At 73.8% G+C, this 15897-nt stretch carries 20 protein-coding genes; 7 read left to right on the forward strand and 13 right to left on the reverse strand.

What is annotated here, in order from left to right:
- Positions 1–254 precede the first annotated feature (254 nt).
- Positions 255–1232: a type IV toxin-antitoxin system AbiEi family antitoxin gene (locus PH191_RS06625; RefSeq protein WP_274193835.1), complete on the forward strand. Its 978-nt coding sequence runs from the start codon at positions 255–257 to the stop codon at positions 1230–1232.
- Between the two features lie 86 nt (positions 1233–1318).
- Here the strand turns inward: PH191_RS06625 and PH191_RS06630 are convergent, their stop codons facing one another.
- From PH191_RS06630 to PH191_RS06665, 8 genes are all read right to left on the reverse strand, one after another.
- Positions 1319–1573, reverse strand: coding sequence for a hypothetical protein (locus PH191_RS06630; protein WP_274193836.1), 255 nt, complete (start codon positions 1571–1573; stop codon positions 1319–1321).
- A gap of 49 nt (positions 1574–1622) precedes the next feature.
- A complete protein-coding gene (locus tag PH191_RS06635) occupies positions 1623–1979 on the reverse strand; it encodes a hypothetical protein (protein ID WP_274193837.1) in 357 nt (118 codons plus the stop codon).
- On the reverse strand, positions 1976–2656 hold the full coding sequence (locus PH191_RS06640; RefSeq protein ID WP_274193838.1) for a sirohydrochlorin chelatase: 681 nt from the start codon (positions 2654–2656) through the stop codon (positions 1976–1978). The genes PH191_RS06635 and PH191_RS06640 overlap by 4 nt, the downstream gene beginning before the upstream one ends.
- Complete coding sequence (locus PH191_RS06645) at positions 2653–3483, reverse strand: uroporphyrinogen-III synthase (RefSeq protein ID WP_274193839.1); 831 nt, start codon at positions 3481–3483, stop codon at positions 2653–2655. The genes PH191_RS06640 and PH191_RS06645 overlap by 4 nt, the downstream gene beginning before the upstream one ends.
- A gap of 89 nt (positions 3484–3572) precedes the next feature.
- The gene (locus PH191_RS06650; RefSeq protein WP_274193840.1) at positions 3573–4976 is read right to left on the reverse strand and encodes a nitrate/nitrite transporter; all 1404 of its coding nucleotides are present in this window, start codon (positions 4974–4976) and stop codon (positions 3573–3575) included.
- 98 nt (positions 4977–5074) lie between these two features.
- Entirely contained in the window at positions 5075–6031 is a 957-nt protein-coding gene (locus tag PH191_RS06655) for a TIGR02569 family protein (RefSeq protein ID WP_274193841.1), read from the reverse strand.
- A gap of 63 nt (positions 6032–6094) precedes the next feature.
- Positions 6095–6547, reverse strand: a complete 453-nt coding sequence (gene cynS, locus PH191_RS06660) for a cyanase (RefSeq protein WP_274193842.1) — start codon at positions 6545–6547, stop codon at positions 6095–6097.
- Positions 6544–7542, reverse strand: coding sequence for an o-succinylbenzoate synthase (locus PH191_RS06665; RefSeq protein WP_274194677.1), 999 nt, complete (start codon positions 7540–7542; stop codon positions 6544–6546). Before PH191_RS06665 ends, cynS begins: the two co-directional genes overlap by 4 nt.
- A 20-nt stretch (positions 7543–7562) precedes the next feature.
- Here PH191_RS06665 and menE point away from each other — a divergent pair, with 20 nt between their 5' ends.
- Positions 7563–8702: an o-succinylbenzoate--CoA ligase gene (menE, locus tag PH191_RS06670; protein ID WP_274193843.1), complete on the forward strand. Its 1140-nt coding sequence runs from the start codon at positions 7563–7565 to the stop codon at positions 8700–8702.
- Here the strand turns inward: menE and PH191_RS06675 are convergent.
- Entirely contained in the window at positions 8675–9004 is a 330-nt protein-coding gene (locus PH191_RS06675) for a TfoX/Sxy family protein (protein ID WP_274193844.1), read from the reverse strand. The two genes, menE and PH191_RS06675, sit on opposite strands and share 28 nt — an antisense overlap.
- 120 nt (positions 9005–9124) lie before the next feature.
- Here PH191_RS06675 and PH191_RS06680 point away from each other — a divergent pair, with 120 nt between their 5' ends.
- Positions 9125–10030 (forward strand): 1,4-dihydroxy-2-naphthoyl-CoA synthase, encoded by a 906-nt coding sequence (locus PH191_RS06680; protein ID WP_274193845.1) that lies wholly within the window; start codon positions 9125–9127, stop codon positions 10028–10030.
- Between the two features lie 15 nt (positions 10031–10045).
- Here PH191_RS06680 and PH191_RS06685 read toward each other — a convergent pair whose 3' ends face one another.
- Complete coding sequence (locus PH191_RS06685; protein ID WP_274193846.1) at positions 10046–10318, reverse strand: antibiotic biosynthesis monooxygenase family protein; 273 nt, start codon at positions 10316–10318, stop codon at positions 10046–10048.
- A gap of 154 nt (positions 10319–10472) precedes the next feature.
- Between PH191_RS06685 and PH191_RS06690 the strand changes: the two genes are divergently transcribed.
- From PH191_RS06690 to PH191_RS06705, 4 genes are all read left to right on the forward strand, one after another.
- Positions 10473–10832, forward strand: coding sequence for an iron chaperone (locus PH191_RS06690; RefSeq protein ID WP_274193847.1), 360 nt, complete (start codon positions 10473–10475; stop codon positions 10830–10832).
- A gap of 80 nt (positions 10833–10912) precedes the next feature.
- On the forward strand, positions 10913–11761 hold the full coding sequence (locus PH191_RS06695) for an SDR family oxidoreductase (protein WP_274193848.1): 849 nt from the start codon (positions 10913–10915) through the stop codon (positions 11759–11761).
- An 87-nt stretch (positions 11762–11848) separates the two neighbouring features.
- Positions 11849–12589 carry a dienelactone hydrolase family protein gene (locus PH191_RS06700; RefSeq protein WP_274193849.1) on the forward strand — a complete coding sequence of 247 codons (741 nt, stop codon included), beginning with the start codon at positions 11849–11851 and terminating at the stop codon, positions 12587–12589.
- Between the two features lie 29 nt (positions 12590–12618).
- Positions 12619–13143 (forward strand): hypothetical protein, encoded by a 525-nt coding sequence (locus tag PH191_RS06705; RefSeq protein ID WP_274193850.1) that lies wholly within the window; start codon positions 12619–12621, stop codon positions 13141–13143.
- A 75-nt stretch (positions 13144–13218) separates the two neighbouring features.
- Here PH191_RS06705 and PH191_RS06710 read toward each other — a convergent pair whose 3' ends face one another.
- From PH191_RS06710 to PH191_RS06720, 3 genes are all read right to left on the reverse strand, one after another.
- Positions 13219–14727: a sodium:solute symporter family protein gene (locus PH191_RS06710; RefSeq protein WP_274193851.1), complete on the reverse strand. Its 1509-nt coding sequence runs from the start codon at positions 14725–14727 to the stop codon at positions 13219–13221.
- The gene (locus tag PH191_RS06715; RefSeq protein WP_274193852.1) at positions 14724–14930 is read right to left on the reverse strand and encodes a hypothetical protein; all 207 of its coding nucleotides are present in this window, start codon (positions 14928–14930) and stop codon (positions 14724–14726) included. The genes PH191_RS06710 and PH191_RS06715 overlap by 4 nt, the downstream gene beginning before the upstream one ends.
- Before the next feature lie 137 nt (positions 14931–15067).
- On the reverse strand, positions 15068–15766 hold the full coding sequence (locus tag PH191_RS06720) for a GntR family transcriptional regulator (protein WP_274193853.1): 699 nt from the start codon (positions 15764–15766) through the stop codon (positions 15068–15070).
- Between the last annotated feature and the right edge of the window lie 131 nt (positions 15767–15897).

Here is a 15897-nt window from a genome sequence, read left to right on the forward strand (position 1 = left end):
AGTGTTTCTTCGTGACTACGAGAGCGGGTCGGCCTCCGCGCCGTGTTTCACGGTCGTGACGGGGGTGGAGGTCAAGGACATGCACCTGCGGGTGCAAGCCCTGCGTCCTCGCTTGCACTCAACGCCAGGAAAGCCGCTTCGTCGTTGGCGAGCACCGGCCGGCTGCGCTGGGCGCCATCCCCATCCCTCGAACTCGTCCACAGGGTCGGACGTCGAAGTTCACCCGCGACGAGGATCTGGCCGACCGTGGCGACGTGCGACGAGGAACCTGGGCCGACGAGCCCGACAGGCTGCTGGCGGCGAGCGACCACGGAGTGATCGCGGCGCTCGCGCTCGTGGCGCTCGGCGTACCCGAGAGCACGGTCTACCGTCGGTGTCGCGACGGCGGCCCCTGGCAGCTGCTCGCCCCGGGCATCGTCGCCCTCCACAACGGCGAGCCGAGCGTCCGCCAGCTCGAGATCGCGGCCCTTCTGCACGGTGGCCCCGACGCGGTGCTGACCGGGCTCTCCGCCGTCCGACACCACGGATTGCGGCGCGGCCCGGCGCCGGTCCGGGTCCACATCCTCGTGCCGCAGTCCCGTCAGGTGCGGAGCGTCGGGCACATCGTGGTGGAGCGCACCGAGCGGATGCCGCGCGCTGTGCTGCGCGACGGCCTGCCGGTCGCCCCGCTCGCCCGTGCCGTGCTCGACGCCGTGCGCCGGTTGAAGGACACCGAGGACATCGCGAGCCTGCTCGCCGAGCCGGTGCAGCGCCGGATGCTGTTCGTCGAGCACCTGCGCCAGGAACTCGACGCCGGGTGCCGGAAGGGCAGCGCCACGCCCCGAGCGGTGCTGCGAGCGGTCGCCGACGGCGTGCGTTCCGCCGCGGAGTTCACAGCTCGGGAATGGTGGCTCGCCCACCCCGACCTCCCGCAGGCCCGGTTCAACGCACGCGTCCTCGACGATCGCGGCCGGTTCGTCGCCATCGTCGACGTCCTCGTCGAGGAGCTGGGGTTCGCCTGGGAGATCGACTCCGTCGAAGCACACTTCGCCACGCCCGAACAGGTGGAAGACACGGCGCGCCGGCGTCGGGCCCTCACGGGTATCGGGCTCCACGTCCTCGGGACCCGCCCCAGCCAGGTGCACGGCGACTCCGCGGGTACTCACCAGGACGTGCTGGATGCCCTCGCCGTGGCGGCGATGCTGCCGCCACCGCGTGCGATCTTTCCGCGCGACCTACCCGAGAGCGCCTGATCTCAGTGCCCGGTGACGAAGCGGATTTCCTGGCGCTGAGTGCAAGCGTGGACGCAGCGCTTGCACTCCCAGCCCCGCCCCCGGCGCTACGGGTCGATCGGGGTGGAGCCGTCGCCGGTCTCGACGGCGCCGGCGGGGTAGGTGGTCGTGGTCGAGGACGACGAGCCGGTGGCGACGGCGAGGTTGTTGACGACGCTCGACAGGAACACGGTGATCGAGGTGCCCGCGTCGGCCAGGGTCGAGGCGCCGCCACGGGTGGTGGAGGCGGCCTCCTGGGGGTCGGAGACGATCGCGAACAGCACCAGGATGATCACGATGGTCCCGATGACGCGTGCGAGCATGCGCCTAGCATCACCCTTTCGTGACGAACCGTAAACATCGGGGTGGCTCTCAGTTGCCGAGAAGGCGGTGAGTGGCGATGTCGATGAACCCGATCGGAGGTGGCAGCGCCATCGCCCGGTCGATGTCGGGTGGGCCGACCGGACGCTGGGGCTCCGGGACCCTCGCGGGGATCGATCGCGGCCGGCGGGCCGTGCGGGCCAGCAGACGGTCGCCGACGACCGTGCCGAGGTAGCGGTCGGAGGGATCGAGGACGTCGTCGCGCGGCTCGGGCGACGACTCGTGCGACCACGGGAACCAGCCGATCCAGCGGTCCCGGGTGTTCCACACGTACGGCATCCCCGGGCGGTACCACGCGATCCAGCGCCCGCCGGAGTCGTAGAGGTGCACCGCGAGACCCACGCTCACGCCCCGACCGCCGCCCGGTAGCGCGCGACGGCCACGCCGACGACGTCCGGGTGGTCCCCGAGGGGCTCGGCCACCAGCGCGGCGCCCGCCGAGGAGAGCCAGCGGTGGAAGGCACCGGGCGCGAGCAGCCAGGTCGCGATCACGCTGCGGGGGCCCCGCGCCGCGGCGGACTCGACCACCGACGCGACCCGCGGCTCGCCGCCGGCGATGTAGCCCACCGGCACGTCGTGGCCCACCCGCGCGGTCAGCAGCGCGGCGGCGGTGCGCAGGTCGCCCTGCGCCACGGGGTCGGTCGACCCCGCCGCGGCCAGCACCACGGTGTCGCCGGTCTCCGCGCCGGCCTCGGTGAGCCGGTCGAGCAGCACGCCGACCAGCGCCGGGTCGGGCCCGAACGGCTCGGCCACGACGACGTCCTGACGACCGGTCGCCGCGAGCTGCTCGGGCACGTCGACCCGCACGTGGAACCCGGAGGCGAGGAACGCGGGCACGACGACCACGGGGCCGGGCAGCTCGACCAGCACGTCCGGCAGGGACGGGACCGCCACCCCCGCGTACGCCAGCCGCACCTCGATCCCGGGCAGCGCCCGGTCCACCGCCGACACGAGCCGGTCCCAGGTGGCCTGCCCGGCGGGGTCCTCGGTGCCGTGGGCGAGCAGCAGCAGCGCGGGGGCCGTCACGGACGGGCCAGCACGGCGGCGTGCTCCTCCAAGCGCTTCACCATCGCCCCGAGCCGGAAGCGCTCCGGCGCGATGCCGACGACGCCGAGGCGCTCCAGCGGCGCGGCGGTGACCGGTCCGACGCAGCACGCCAGGACCTCGCCCGAGCGCAGCGCCGCGAGCACCTCGTCGCGCATGCCCCGGCCCTCGGCACGGTGGACGAGCCCCTCGACCGCCGGCGCGCTGGTGAACGTCACGGTGTCCACCTCGCGGGCCACGATCGCGTCGAGCAGCGTGTCGACGGCGGGCAGGTCCGGCGGCGGCTCCCAGCGGTACACGGCCACGGTCACCACGTCGGCGCCGGCCGAGCGCAGGGCGGCGAGGAAGTCGGTCATCGGGTCGCCGTGCAGCTGCACCGCGATGCGCCGGCCGTCGACGCCCTCGTCGAGCAGGTGCGTCAGGACCTCCGGCGACGACTCCGTCTCGTCGGCCGACCACGCCTCGCGCAGCCCGGCGCCACGGATCGCCCCGCGCGCCTTCGGGCCGCGCGCGAGCAGCGTCGCCGAGCCCAGCATCGCGTGCAGGGCGTCGCCCAGCCCCCAGTCCGACGCCACCTCGAGCCAGCCGCGGAAGCCCTGCCCGGTGGTGGCGACGACGACCGCGGGCGGGTCGGCCAACAACTCCCGCGTCACCGAGGCGAGCCGGGCGTCGTCCGACAGCGGCACGATCCGCATCGTCGGGCCGTGCAGCACCTCCGCGCCCTTGCGCCGCAGCAGGTCGAGCTGGTCGTCGGCGCGGCGGTCGGCCGTCACACCGACGCGCCATCCCGCGAGCGTCTGCGCGCTCACGACCGACCGACCTCCACCACCGCTGACACCACCCGCACAGGATAGGTGGCCACGGCGACCACGGTGCGCGGCTCCGCAGCCGTCACGCCTCACACCTCCGCGTAGGACATCCGCTGCCCGGTCGTCGGGTCGGTCGCGGCCTTGCGGGAGCGCATGTAGACCACGTAGGTCACGACGAAGCAGACGGCGTAGAAGGCGACGAACGACCAGAACGCCGGGGTGCCGCTGCCCGCCGTCCGGAACGACGACCGGAACGCGAGGTTGATCAGCAGGCCGCCGAACGCCCCGATCGCGCCGGCGATGCCGATGACCGCCCCGGAGATGCGGCGCGCCCACAGCAGGGCCTCCGCGGTGTCCCACCCGCGCTCCTCGGACGCCGCGAGCGCCTTGGTGCGGAAGACGGCCGGGATCATCTTGTAGACCGAGCCGTTGCCGATGCCCGAGGTGATGAACAGCAGCACGAAGCCGATCGTGAAGATCACCAGGGACTCGATCGCGGAGGCCCAGATGCAGATCAGCGACGACGCGGCCATCGCCACGAAGTTCCAGAACGTCACCCTCGTGCCGCCGACGCGGTCGGAGAGCCAGCCGCCGACGGGGCGGATCAGCGAGCCGAGCAGCGGGCCGATGAACGTGACCGCCGCCGCCTGCAGCGGGGTGCGGTCGAACTGGTTCTGCAGCACCAGGCCGAACGCGAAGCTGTAGCCGATGAACGACCCGAACGTCCCGATGTAGAGGAAGGAGAGGATCCAGGTCTGCGCGTCGCGGGTGGCCTCCTTGAGCGCGCCGGAGTCGTTGCGCACCGAGGTCAGGTTGTCCATGAACAGCGCCGAGCACAGGACCGCGACGACGATCAGCGGGATGTAGATCCCGAGCAGGATCCGCGGCGCGCCGGTGCCGGCGGTCGCGATGATCAGCAGCCCGATGAGCTGCACGACCGCGACGCCGAGGTTGCCGCCGCCGGCGTTGATGCCGAGCGCGGCGCCCTTCTGCTTCTCCGGGAAGAACGCGTTGATGTTCGTCATCGACGAGGCGAAGTTGCCGCCGCCGACCCCCGCGAAGACCGCGACGACCATGAACGTCGTGTACGAGGTGCCCGGGTGCATGACGAACGCGGCGAGGATCGTGGGGACCAGCAGCAGCGCGGCGCTGATGATCGTCCAGTTCCGTCCGCCGAAGACCGCCACCGCCATCGTGTAGGGCAGGCGCAGCACCGACCCGACGAGGGTGGGCACGGAGACGAGGAAGAACTTGCCGGCGGTGTCGATGTGGTAGGTCGCCTCGGGCATGAAGAGCACGAGGACCGACCACATCGACCAGATCGAGAACCCGATGTGCTCCGAGAGCACCGAGAACCACAGGTTCCGGTTCGCGATCTTCTTGCCCGTGCTCTGCCAGAACGACTCGTCCTCGGGACGCCAGTCGTCGATCCAGCGTCCACGCAGCAGGCTGCCGCCCTGCTGGGCCGGAGAGGGGGCCGGGGATGCGGTCATGACGGCGGACGGTAGGAACCGCGTGTTACATGCCGATGACCGCGTGTTGCGACGGGACGAACCCGCGTGCGGGGCTCGTCACCGGGGCGGGTGGCTCCCTAATAGGGCAGGAGGCTGCCGACGAGGCGTGCGGCGTGCTCGAGCCCGTGGAGCGACTCGCGGGTGCAGGACGGGTGCTGCGCGTGGACGGCCAGGCGGAACAGCAGCGCGTGCAGCAGCATCTGCGGCCACTCCGCGAGGTGCGACCAGCGCGTGAGGATGCCGGGATCGGCGCCGCCCCAGGCCAGGGCGTCGATGACGACGACCGCCGCCGCCCACTCGACGGGCCGCCAGAACGGCACGAGGTCGAGCACGGCCGGCGGCGCGCTCGGGTCGGACGGGTCGAACAGCACCGTGCCGAAGAGGTCACCGTGCACCAGCTGCGACGGCCGCTCCAGGGGACGACGACGGCGCGCGAGCTCGGCGAACAACGTCCCGCCGGTCTCGGGGTCCAGCGGGGGCTTGCGCTCGCCGAACGCGGCGCGGTCGGCGCGGGCGAGCAGGTCGTCGCGGTCGTCGACCAGGCGCGGGCGCTCGAGGCGCGCGGTGGCACGGTGCAGGCGCAGGGACGCGGCGATCACGTCGTCGTGGCGCGGCTCGACCCGGCCGGGGACGTCGTGGCTCGCGGCCCAGCCGGCCACGACCCGTCGGCCGTCGCTCGCGCGGACCGGACGGGCCAGGCGCAGGCCGTCGACGCCGGCGGTGCCCAGCTCCTCGATCGCGCCGGCCGACCATGCGGCGAGCACGGTGTCGGCCACCGGGCGCAGCACCAGCGCGTCGCAGCGCCATGCCGGACCGGGCAGGTCCGGGCGCGGCCGCGGCACCGCCTCGCGCACCCCGAACGCCGTCCGGACGTGCTCGGGCGGGCCGTGCTCGAGGCGGGGGTCGGCGCCGGCACCGGCGCCGGCACCGGGGCCCGCGTCGGACCCGGCGGGGCGCGGATCGGACGCAGCCGCACCCGTCGCGGCGTCCTCGTCGGGCGAGGGCGCCGTCTTGTGCGGGGGCGCGGCGGTCACGCTCCGCACGCTACTCGCGAGCACGGAGCGACCCCCTCAGCCGTCACCGGCGTGTCGGGGGCTTTACCACACCTTGTAGGGCAGGAACTTGCCGTTGAACGTCAGCTTGACCCGGTCGCCCTTCGGATCCTCGACGCGCTCGAAGTCGAGGGTGAAGTCGATGGCACTCATGATGCCGTCGCCGAACTCCTCGCGGATGAGCTCGTGGAGGCTCGTGCCGTACACCTGCAGGGCCTCCTGGAGCCGGTAGGTGACGGGCTCGGTCGGGTCCATGGCGGCGTCGCCGCGCACCGGGGGCAGGAGGAGGGCCTCGACGGTCTCCTCGTCGAGGTCGAGCAGCTTCGCGACGGTGGTGGCCTGCGTCGCGTCGAGCGGCTGCTGGCCGAGCAGCGCCGACGTCGTCCACACCAGCGACCGGTCGAGGGCCTCGGCGAGCTTCGCCCAGCTGACCCCCGCGGCCTCCTTGGCGCGCACGATCTCGCGGCCGGCCTCGAGGCGGTCGTCCCTGTCGGTCATCTCGGCGTGCTCCTCGTGCTGGGGCTGGTTCCTGGGGCGGGCGTCCCGGCGAGAGCCTGCACCCGGCGCAGCCGGGCGGTCCACCACTGCTGCGCGTCCGGATCCGCGTCGTAACGCGCCAGGAGTTCCGGGTCGGGGACGGGCGGGTGCCGGGGCACGTCCAGGACGCCGGCCACCGGGTGCAGCGGGGCCGTGACGACGTCGGCGGCGAGCAGGTCGGCGGTGCCGAGGCCGCAGGCGTAGGGCAGGTCGGGGAGCGCACCGGCCAGCGCGAGACCCGCCGCGAGGCCCACCGAGCTCTCGACCGCCGACGACACCACGCACGGGAGGCCGATCTCCTCGGCCATCCGGAGCGCGGCGCGCACGCCCCCGAGCGGCGCGACCTTGAGCACCGCGACGTCGGCGGCCTCGGCGCGCACCACCAGCAGCGGGTCCTCGGCCCGGCGGATCGACTCGTCGGCGGCCACCGGGACGTCGACGCGGCGGCGCACCGCGGCGAGCTCGTCGACCGACGCGCACGGCTGCTCGACGTACTCCAGCCCGCCGGCGGCCCGGGCGAGCGCCCGGATCGCGTCGACGGCGCCGTCGACGTCCCACCCGCCGTTGGCGTCGACGCGGACCTTGCCGCTCGGCCCCAGCGCGTCGCGCACCGCCTCGACGCGGGCGAGGTCGTGAGCCGCGTGCTGGCCCTTCTCCGCGACCTTGACCTTGGCCGTCCGCGCCCCCGACGCGGCGACGATCCGGTGCGCGTGCTCCGGCCCGACCGCCGGCACCGTGGTGTTGACCTCGACCCGCTCGCGCACGGGGGCGGGCCATCCCTCGTGCGCGGCCTCCTGCGCGCAGCGCCACCACGCCAGCGCCTCGGCGTCGTCGTACTCGACGAACGGGCAGAACTCGCCCCACCCGGCCGGGCCCTCGACCAGCGCGAGCTCGCGCGTCGTGATCCCTCGGAACCGCGTCCGCAGGGGCAGGGCGACGACCGATGCGGGACCCATCACCCGCCTACCCTAGGTCGGTGCGCGCCGTCGAGACCGTCCCGACCGACGGGAGCCCGGACGCCGCCGCGCGCCTCGGTGCTACGGCCCTGGCGGCGCTCGAGGGCGACGGGCCGGCCGTGCTCCCGACCGGTCCCGGGGACCCGGCCCCGACCGACGACCTGCTCGCGCCGGTCGACGACGCCGTCGCCGCCGTGGTCACCACCACCGGCTCCACCGGCGCCCCGAAGGCCGTCCTGCTGCCCGCCGACGCCCTGCGGGCCTCGGCCGACGCGACGTACGCCCGGCTCGGACCGCCCGGCCGGTGGCTGCTCGCGCTGCCCGCCCACCACATCGCCGGCCTGCAGGTGCTGCTGCGCTCGGCCCGCGTCGGCGCTCCCGCCGCCGTGATGGACCTGCGCGAGGGCTTCCGTCCCGAGGCGTTCGCGGAGGCGGTCAACCGCTCCGGCGCGGCCTACACGTCACTCGTCCCGACCCAGCTCCTGCGCCTGCTCGACGCCGGCGGGCCCGCGCTCGACGCGCTGCGCACCTTCACCGCGGTCCTGCTCGGCGGTGCGGCCGCGGACCCGTCCGTGTTGGAGCGCGCCCGCGCCGCGGGCGTTCGCCTCGTGACGACGTACGGGATGAGCGAGACCTGCGGCGGGTGCGTCTACGACGGGCGTCCACTCGACGGCGTCACGGTGACGCTCGAGGAGGACGGACGCATCCGGCTGGGGGGCGCGACGGTCGCCGCCGGGTACCGGGGCGCGGTGTCCGAGGCGGACCGCGCGGCGTTCACCGAGGACGGGTTCCGCACCCACGACCTCGGGGCGTGGAGGGCGGACGGCCGTCTCCGGGTGCTCGGGCGCGCGGACGACGTCATCGTCACCGGCGGGGAGAAGGTCGCGCCGGCGACGGTGGAGCGCGCGCTGCTCGCGCAGGCCGGCGTCCGCGAGGCGTGCGTCGTCGGCGTGCCCGATCCCGAGTGGGGGTCGCGGGTCGTCGCCGCCGTCGTGGGCGACGACCTCGACCCCGAGGCCCTGCGCGCCGCCGTCGCCCCGGGCCTCGGGCGGGCGGCGCCGCGGTCGGTGGCCGTGCTCGACGCGCTGCCCCTCCGCGGGATCGGGAAGCCGGACCGGTCGGCGGTGCGCGCTCACTTCGGGGGCAGCGAGCGCACGTAGGACACGCCCTCGTCCACCCATCCCTGCAGCATCGCGTCGTCGATCGTGGTGGCGTCGACGTCCAGCCAGCCGCTCATCGGCTTCCCGCGCATGACCATGGGCCGGACACCGGGCCGGGCCAGCAGGTCGTCCGCTCGGCTCGGGTGGATGCGGACCATGAGCTCGCCCCGGGAGTTCGCGGCGAGCGCCATGTGCCCGTCGAGCAGGAACGCGAGCCCGCCGAACATCCGCTTCTCGGTGAGGTGCTCCTCGCCCTCCAGCAGCGCCCGCAGCCGGTCGGCGAGCTCCCCGTCGTAGGCCATGGCGGGAGTATGGCGCGCGTCCACGACACCCGGGGTCGCGACTCCCGTCGTCAGGACGCTTCGATGTCCGAAGCGTCTCCCGCCGGGTGGGTACGCACGCTCGCTCCTAGGCTCGCGCCCATGGTCGACGCCGACGCCCCGCTGTTCGATCCGTCCGTGTGGCGCGAGGTCGCGAGCTTCACCGACATCACCTACCACCGCCACGTCGAGCTGGGCTGCGTGCGGATCGCGTTCGACCGTCCCGAGGTGCGCAACGCGTTCCGTCCCCACACCGTCGACGAGCTCGCCACCGCCCTCGAGCACGCCCGCACGAGCGCCGACGTCGGCGCCGTCCTCCTCACCGGGAACGGCCCGTCGAGCAGGGACGGCGGGCACGCCTTCTGCTCGGGCGGCGACCAGCGGATCCGCGGGCGCACGGGCTACCAGTACGCGGAGTCCGAGACCGAGGTCGGCGCCGACGAGAAGGGGCGGGCCGGGCGGCTGCACATCCTGGAGTGCCAGCGCCTGATCCGGTTCATGCCCAAGGTCGTCATCGCCGTCGTCAACGGGTGGGCGGCCGGCGGCGGGCACTCGCTGCACGCCGTCGCCGACCTCACGCTGGCCAGCGCCGAGCACGCCCGGTTCAAGCAGACCGACGCGGACGTCGGGAGCTTCGACGCCGCGTTCGGGTCGGCCTACCTCGCCCGCGCGGTCGGCCAGAAGTTCGCTCGCGAGATCTTCTTCCTCGGCCGGACGTACACCGCCGAGCAGATGCACGCGATGGGCGCGGTGAACGAGTCCGTCCCGCACGCCGAGCTGGAGACCACGGCGATCCAGTGGGCCCGCGAGATCCTCGGGAAGTCGCCGCAGGCCCAGCGGATGCTCAAGTACGCGTTCAACCTCCCCGACGACGGCCTCGTCGGCCAGCAGCTCTTCGCGGGCGAGACCACCCGCCTCGCCTACATGACCGACGAGGCCACCGAGGGCAAGGAGGCGTTCCTGGGGAAGCGGACGCCCGACTGGAGCCCGTACCCCTGGTACTACTGACCGAGTGCCGTACGGTCAGGCGTCGAGCTGACGCGCGGGGACGACACGGACGGGTGGCCCCTGGAGTCCGAGTTGTCGTGCGATCGCCGGGATCGCCGGGTCCGCGAGGAACCCGTCGTAGTCCTCCTGATCCCAGTCGAAGACGGACCACAGCCGGTGCGGGTCGTCGGGATCGACGTAGGCCCGGGCGGCACGGCAGCCGTGCTCGCGCCGCTTCTCCACCCCGACGTTCTCGAAGACGTCCAGAAAGCGATCCGGGTCGGTGACCCTGGCGACGGTGACGATCACTGCCTCTGCTCCTTCGGCCATCCGGATGGACCTCGCGAACCGGTCAGAACGGTAAGAACTCGACCGCGGTCGAGGTCAAGGCCGTGCCCGGTTCGCGAGATGTCCTCCGCGCAGCAGCTGACCGCGGGACGTCGCTCCTGGTAGGACCGACGCCGTGGCCGTACACGAGGACGTCGACGCCTACATCGCGGCCGCCGCGCCCGGCCGCCAGGACGCGCTGCGGGCGCTCCGCCGCGACTGCCGGCAGTGCCTGCCCGGCTTCTCCGAGGAGATCCGGCACGGGATGCCCGCCTACGTGCGCGACGGCGAGACGGAGCTGGCCTTCGCGAGCCAGAAGCAGCACCTGGCGCTGTACGTGATGCGCGCCGACGTCCTCGACCGCCACCGCGACGAGCTCGCGCACCTGGACGTCGGCAAGGGCTGCGTCCGGTTCCGTCGCGTCGACCAGATCGACCACGGCCTCGTCCGCACGATGCTCACCGAGACCGCGGCGTCGCGGGACCCGGTCCGCTGAGCCGGGCCGGCCCCGGAAGACACGGCCTGCCGTCGGTGTTGCCGCGATCACCGAAGGAGCCGAGCACAGGGAGACGCCGGATGGGCGAGGACGGACGGCCGGGGATCGCGGTCACCGGAGCGACGGGGCGTCTCGGGGGGCGCGTGGCGCGGCTGCTCGCCGCGCGCGGCGTGGCCCAGCGGCTGGCCGTCCGGAGCCCCGAGCGTGCGCCGGACCTCGCGGGCGCCGTCCCCGTCCGGTGCGCCTACGACGAACCCGAGCTGGTCCGGACCGCCCTCGACGGCGTGGAGACGGTCCTCATGGTCTCCGGCTCCGAGACGCCCGACCGCGTCGAGCAGCACCGGACGTTCATCGACGCGGCGGCGGCCGCCGGCGTGCGCCGACTCGTCTACGTCTCCTTCTTCGGGGCCTCCCCCACGGCGACCTTCACCCTCGCGCGCGACCACTGGGCCACCGAGGAGCACCTCCGCGCGAGCGGACTGGCCACGGTGCTGCTCCGCGACAACTTCTACCTCGACTTCCTGCCCGAGCTCGTCGAGGCCGACGGCGTCATCCGCGGCCCCGCCGGCACCGGTCGGGTGGCGGCCGTCGCCCAGGACGACATCGCCGAGGCGGCCGCCGCGATCCTCGTCGACCCGAGCGGGCACGACGGCGCGACCTACAGCCTCACCGGCCCCGAGGCCCTCACGCTCGAGGAGGCCGCGGGCGTCATCTCCCGCCGCACCGGCCGGTCCGTGACGTTCGAGGACCAGACCGTGGACGCGGCCTACGCCTCCCGCGCCGGGCAGGCTCCCGACTGGCAGCTCGACGCGTGGGTCAGCACCTACACCGCCATCGCGAGCGGGGAGCTCGACGGCGTCACCGACGACATCCCGACCCTCACCGGGCACCGTGCGCGCTCCCTCGACGACCTGCTCGCCGAGCGCTGAACCGGGTTACGCCCACAGCGAGATCGCCCGCGCCGGGGGCGCACCGCACGGCACGATCACCCCGAACCATCGGCGGAGGAGGATCCCTTGGCGCGCACCGCGGTCGAGATCGAGACGCACGACGGGACCTGCCCCGCGACCCTGCACACGCCCGAGGGCGACGGGTCGTGGCCGGGCGTCCTCTACTACCCGGACGCGGGCGGGGTCCGGGAGACCTTCTCCGCGATGGCCGACCGGCTGGCCGGCCGCGGTTTCGCGGTGCTGCTGCCCGACATCTACCACCGGACGCCCTACGCGCCCTTCGACACGACGACGCTCTTCGGGGACCCCGAGGAGTTCGCCCGGCTCACGGCCCTCGTCCGCGCCCTGACGCCCGAGAAGTCCGACGACGACGCGGGCGCGTTCCTCGCGGCGCTCGCCGGGCGACCCGAGGTCGCGGACCCGGCCCTCGGCACCGTCGGGTACTGCTTCGGCGCCGGGATGGCCTTGCGCGCCGCCGGCCACCATCCCGGGTCGGTGGCCGCCACGGCCACGTTCCACGGCGGGGGCCTCGCGGTCGCCGACGACCCGACGAGCCCCCACCTCGTCGCCGACCGCATCCGCGCCGCCGTCTACGTCGCCGCCGCCACCGACGACGCCGCCTTCGACGCCGACCAGCACCGGCGGCTGCGCGACGCGTTCGACGCCGCGGGGGTGCGGGCCGAGATCGAGACCTACCCCGCCGCCCACGGCTTCGCGGTGCCCGACAACCCCACGCACGACCCCGCCGCCGACCGGCGCCACCTCGAGACGATGACGACCTTCCTCACGGCGCACCTGGCGCCCTGAGCCGCGGGGCGCTCGTCCATGCTGGCGCCGTGACGGAGCTCTTCGGCGCCCCGAGGCCCGCCCGACGCGACCCGGGGCCGGTCGGCAAGGCGATCCTGGTGGTCCTCTGGCTCGTGATCGGGGTGATGCCGATCGCCTTCTCGATCTCGGACGTGCGGCTCGCGTCGGGGGCCGTCGGCAGCCCGGGGACACTCACCGTCGAGCAGTGCACCGACCTCGGGAGGGGCCGCTACGACTGCGTCGGCACCTTCGTCCCCGCCGGCGGCGGCACCCCGATCGCCGTCGACGCCACGCCGGACTCGACGCCCGGCGAGAGCCGGCCGGCCCAGCTCGGCCCGGAGGGCGACCGCGCCGTGCCCAACGGGACCGCGGGCGTCCTCGCCGCGCTCACCCTGCCGTTCCTCGGCGTCGCGGTCCTCGGGCTGCTGCCCGCCGTCGTCATGTGGGGCACCGGGCGCACGCGGAACATCCGCCCGGCGCTCTTCTGGGGTGCCGTGGTGGCCGTGATCGGCGGGGTGGGCGTCGTCGTCGGGATGGTCGCCGCGTACTCCTGAGCGGCGCCCGGTCCGTCCGGTCGTGTCCCCGCACGCCTCGGCGAGACGGGGAGAGCGCGCGACGTCGCACGGGACTCAGGCCGCCCCGACCGTCGCCTCCTGCGCCGGCACCGGGTCCTCGGACGGGCTGTCGCCGGGGCGCCCGACCACCAGGGACCCGATCACGCAGACCCCGACGTTCACGGCGAGCCCGAGCAGCCCGCCCGGCACGCCGCCGAGGTCGTCGACGCCGGCGAGGGTGAGGCCGCCGGCGATCAGCGCGCCGGCGAGCATCCCCCAGAACGCCGGACCCGCCGCCATGCGCCGCCAGTACAGGCCGAGCATGAACACCGGGGCGAGCTGCACGATCAGCTCGAACTTGAGCACGAAGATGTCGTAGAGCGTGCCCGGCGGGTTCCAGGCGATCACGAGGAGGATCGCGACGGCGACGACTCCCGCGATCTTGCCGACGAGCACCTGGCGCTTCTCCGGCGCGGCCGGGTTGACGTGCCGGCCGTAGACGTCACGGGCGACCACCGACGAGAACGCCAGCAGCGCCGAGTCAGCGGTGGACACGATGGCCGCCACGACCCCGCCGAACAGCAGGATCATCATGATGTAGAAGAAGACACCGAGCCCCGCGACCTCGTTGGCGATCATGCCGACGAGCTGCTCGGAGTCGTCCTCGGACAGACCGGGGAAGAGCTGGGTGCCGACGATGCCCACCACGAACACGACCGCGGTGGTCAGCAGCGGCATCCACGCCATGACCGCGAGGGAGCGCTTGAGCGTGCGCTCGCTGCGCGCCGCGTAGATGCGCTGGATCGCGTGCGGGTACACCGCAGCGCCCAACCCGATGAGGACGATCATCGACAGCCACTCGACGGAGTCGGCGGTGGCGGGCACGGCGACCTTCTCCGGGTCGGTGTCGGCCAAGGTCGCGGTCACACCCGTGACGTCGCCGCCCACGAGGTAGAGCGCCCCGAACAGCAGGACCGCGACCCCGACGAGCAGCGCGATGCCCTGCATGACGTCGGTGAGCGCCACGGCGCGCATCCCGCCCGACCACGAGTAGATCAGCATGACGAGGACGAACGCGATGACGCCGACCTCGTAGGGGATCGTCGCGCCGGTCAGCCCGGAGATCCCCTGGCCCATCGCCACCAGCTGCTCGAGCAGGTAGTTGGCGAGGCCCCAGAGCATGAGCACGGCGGCCAGGATCGTCAGCTTGCCCTTGCCGAACCGGTGCCGGACCCAGTCGATGGGGGTGATGAAGCCCTCGCGCTTGGCGACGACGTAGAGCCGCGGCGCGAAGATCAGGTACGCCGCGATGACGGCGACCATGAACGGCACCGACTGCCACCACGTGAAGCCCGACCGGTACGCCTCGGGCGCGTAGCCGACGATGGAGTTGCCGCTGTACTGCGTCGCATAGAGCGTGAAGAACAGCGCGACGAAGCCGAGGCCGCTCCCGGAGAGGTAGTAGCTGCGCGCCGAGCTCGACGTGGTGCCACGCCCGGCCCACCACCCGATGACCAACATGATCACGGCATAGGCGGAGAGGACGAGCACCCCGCTGGTGCCGGAGAACGTCAGTTCGTTCACGACGTCGCCTCCTCGCGTGCGGCCGCTTCCTCGGCGGGCTCGGCGAGGTTCCAGTCGCGCAGGCAGGCCCAGCACGTCAGGGCACTGAACGCCAGCGTAGCCGCGACGCTGATCAGCAGCCAGTAGGGCACCCCACCCACGAGCGGGCGGATCGAGCCCGTCGGCAGGTACAGGGGCACACCCGCAATGATCACGACGGCCATGGCGATCCACAGCCGGGGCCTGCGGATCGGCTCGCGCAGCGGCCGGGCCGGAGGCGGTGATCCCCCGGCGTGCGGCGCCGGGTCAGGCGATGTGGAACGTCCTCGGTCCATCGGTCCTCCCGTCGTGGTTCCGGCGGTCAGCGGCCGCCGTCGCCGGTCTGTCCGGCGTCCAGGTGGGTTCCGGGTGCGGGGTCGGCGTCGCGCAGCGAGCGCAGCGTGGCCCCGGCCGCGCGGATGTGGGCCTGCATCACCGCGGCCGCCCAGTCGCCGTCGCCGGCGGCGAGGGCTTCGACGAGCTCGCGGTGCGCGGCGTTGCTGCGGCGCAGCTCGGCCTCGGAGTAGGTGTGGAAGGTCCGGCGCACCACCGGGACGTCGATGAGCCGCACGAGCAGGTCGGGCAGCAGCTTCCCGGCGGCGCGGTGGACGGCGCGATGCAGCTCCATGTTCAGGCGGGTGATCTCGTCGACGCCGTCTGCCGCATCCGCCCCCTTGGCCGCCTGCGCCTCCATGCGCGTGCAGAGATCGGTCAGCGCGACGAGGTCGACCCCTCCACCGATGGCGGCCCGCCGCGCGGCATGCCCCTCGAGGAGGGCTCGCAGCTCCACGAGCTCGGCGATGTCGTCGTCGCGCCAGCGCACGACCTCGGCCCCACGGTGTGGGGTGACGGTCACGAGCCCGTCGGCCTCCAGCCGGCGCAGTGCCTCACGAACGGGGGTGCGACTGAGACCGAAGCGCTCGGCGATCTCCTCCTCCCGCAGCCGCGAACCGGGCTCGCAGCGGCCGCCGAGGATGTCGGCACGCAGCTCCTCGTGCACGCGCACTGCCGACTGCGACATCCGGCACCTCCTCGCTCTGTGTACAAGCTAAGAGGACGAACGGTTACAGACAAGGCATCGGCCGGGAAGAATCAGGGCGCCCGGGCATGCTTGTACACAAGTACGGCGGCGTGTGTGGCGTCTGTGGGCCC

Origin of the sequence: Actinomycetospora callitridis, from assembly GCF_028737265.1 — a bacterium.
Classification (GTDB): Bacteria; Actinomycetota; Actinomycetes; order Mycobacteriales; family Pseudonocardiaceae; genus Actinomycetospora; species Actinomycetospora callitridis.

Coding starts and splice junctions, on each gene's coding strand:
- PH191_RS06630 (WP_274193836.1), bottom strand. CDS start 1,573: ATGCTCGCACGCGTCATCGGGACCATCGTGATCATCCTGGTGCTGTTC.
- PH191_RS06650 (WP_274193840.1), bottom strand. CDS start 4,976: ATGACCGCATCCCCGGCCCCCTCTCCGGCCCAGCAGGGCGGCAGCCTG.
- cynS (WP_274193842.1), bottom strand. CDS start 6,547: ATGACCGACAGGGACGACCGCCTCGAGGCCGGCCGCGAGATCGTGCGC.
- PH191_RS06665 (WP_274194677.1), bottom strand. CDS start 7,542: ATGGGTCCCGCATCGGTCGTCGCCCTGCCCCTGCGGACGCGGTTCCGA.
- PH191_RS06675 (WP_274193844.1), bottom strand. CDS start 9,004: ATGGCCTACGACGGGGAGCTCGCCGACCGGCTGCGGGCGCTGCTGGAG.
- PH191_RS06680 (WP_274193845.1), top strand. CDS start 9,125: ATGGTCGACGCCGACGCCCCGCTGTTCGATCCGTCCGTGTGGCGCGAG.
- PH191_RS06695 (WP_274193848.1), top strand. CDS start 10,913: ATGGGCGAGGACGGACGGCCGGGGATCGCGGTCACCGGAGCGACGGGG.
- PH191_RS06715 (WP_274193852.1), bottom strand. CDS start 14,930: ATGGCCGTCGTGATCATTGCGGGTGTGCCCCTGTACCTGCCGACGGGC.
- PH191_RS06720 (WP_274193853.1), bottom strand. CDS start 15,766: ATGTCGCAGTCGGCAGTGCGCGTGCACGAGGAGCTGCGTGCCGACATC.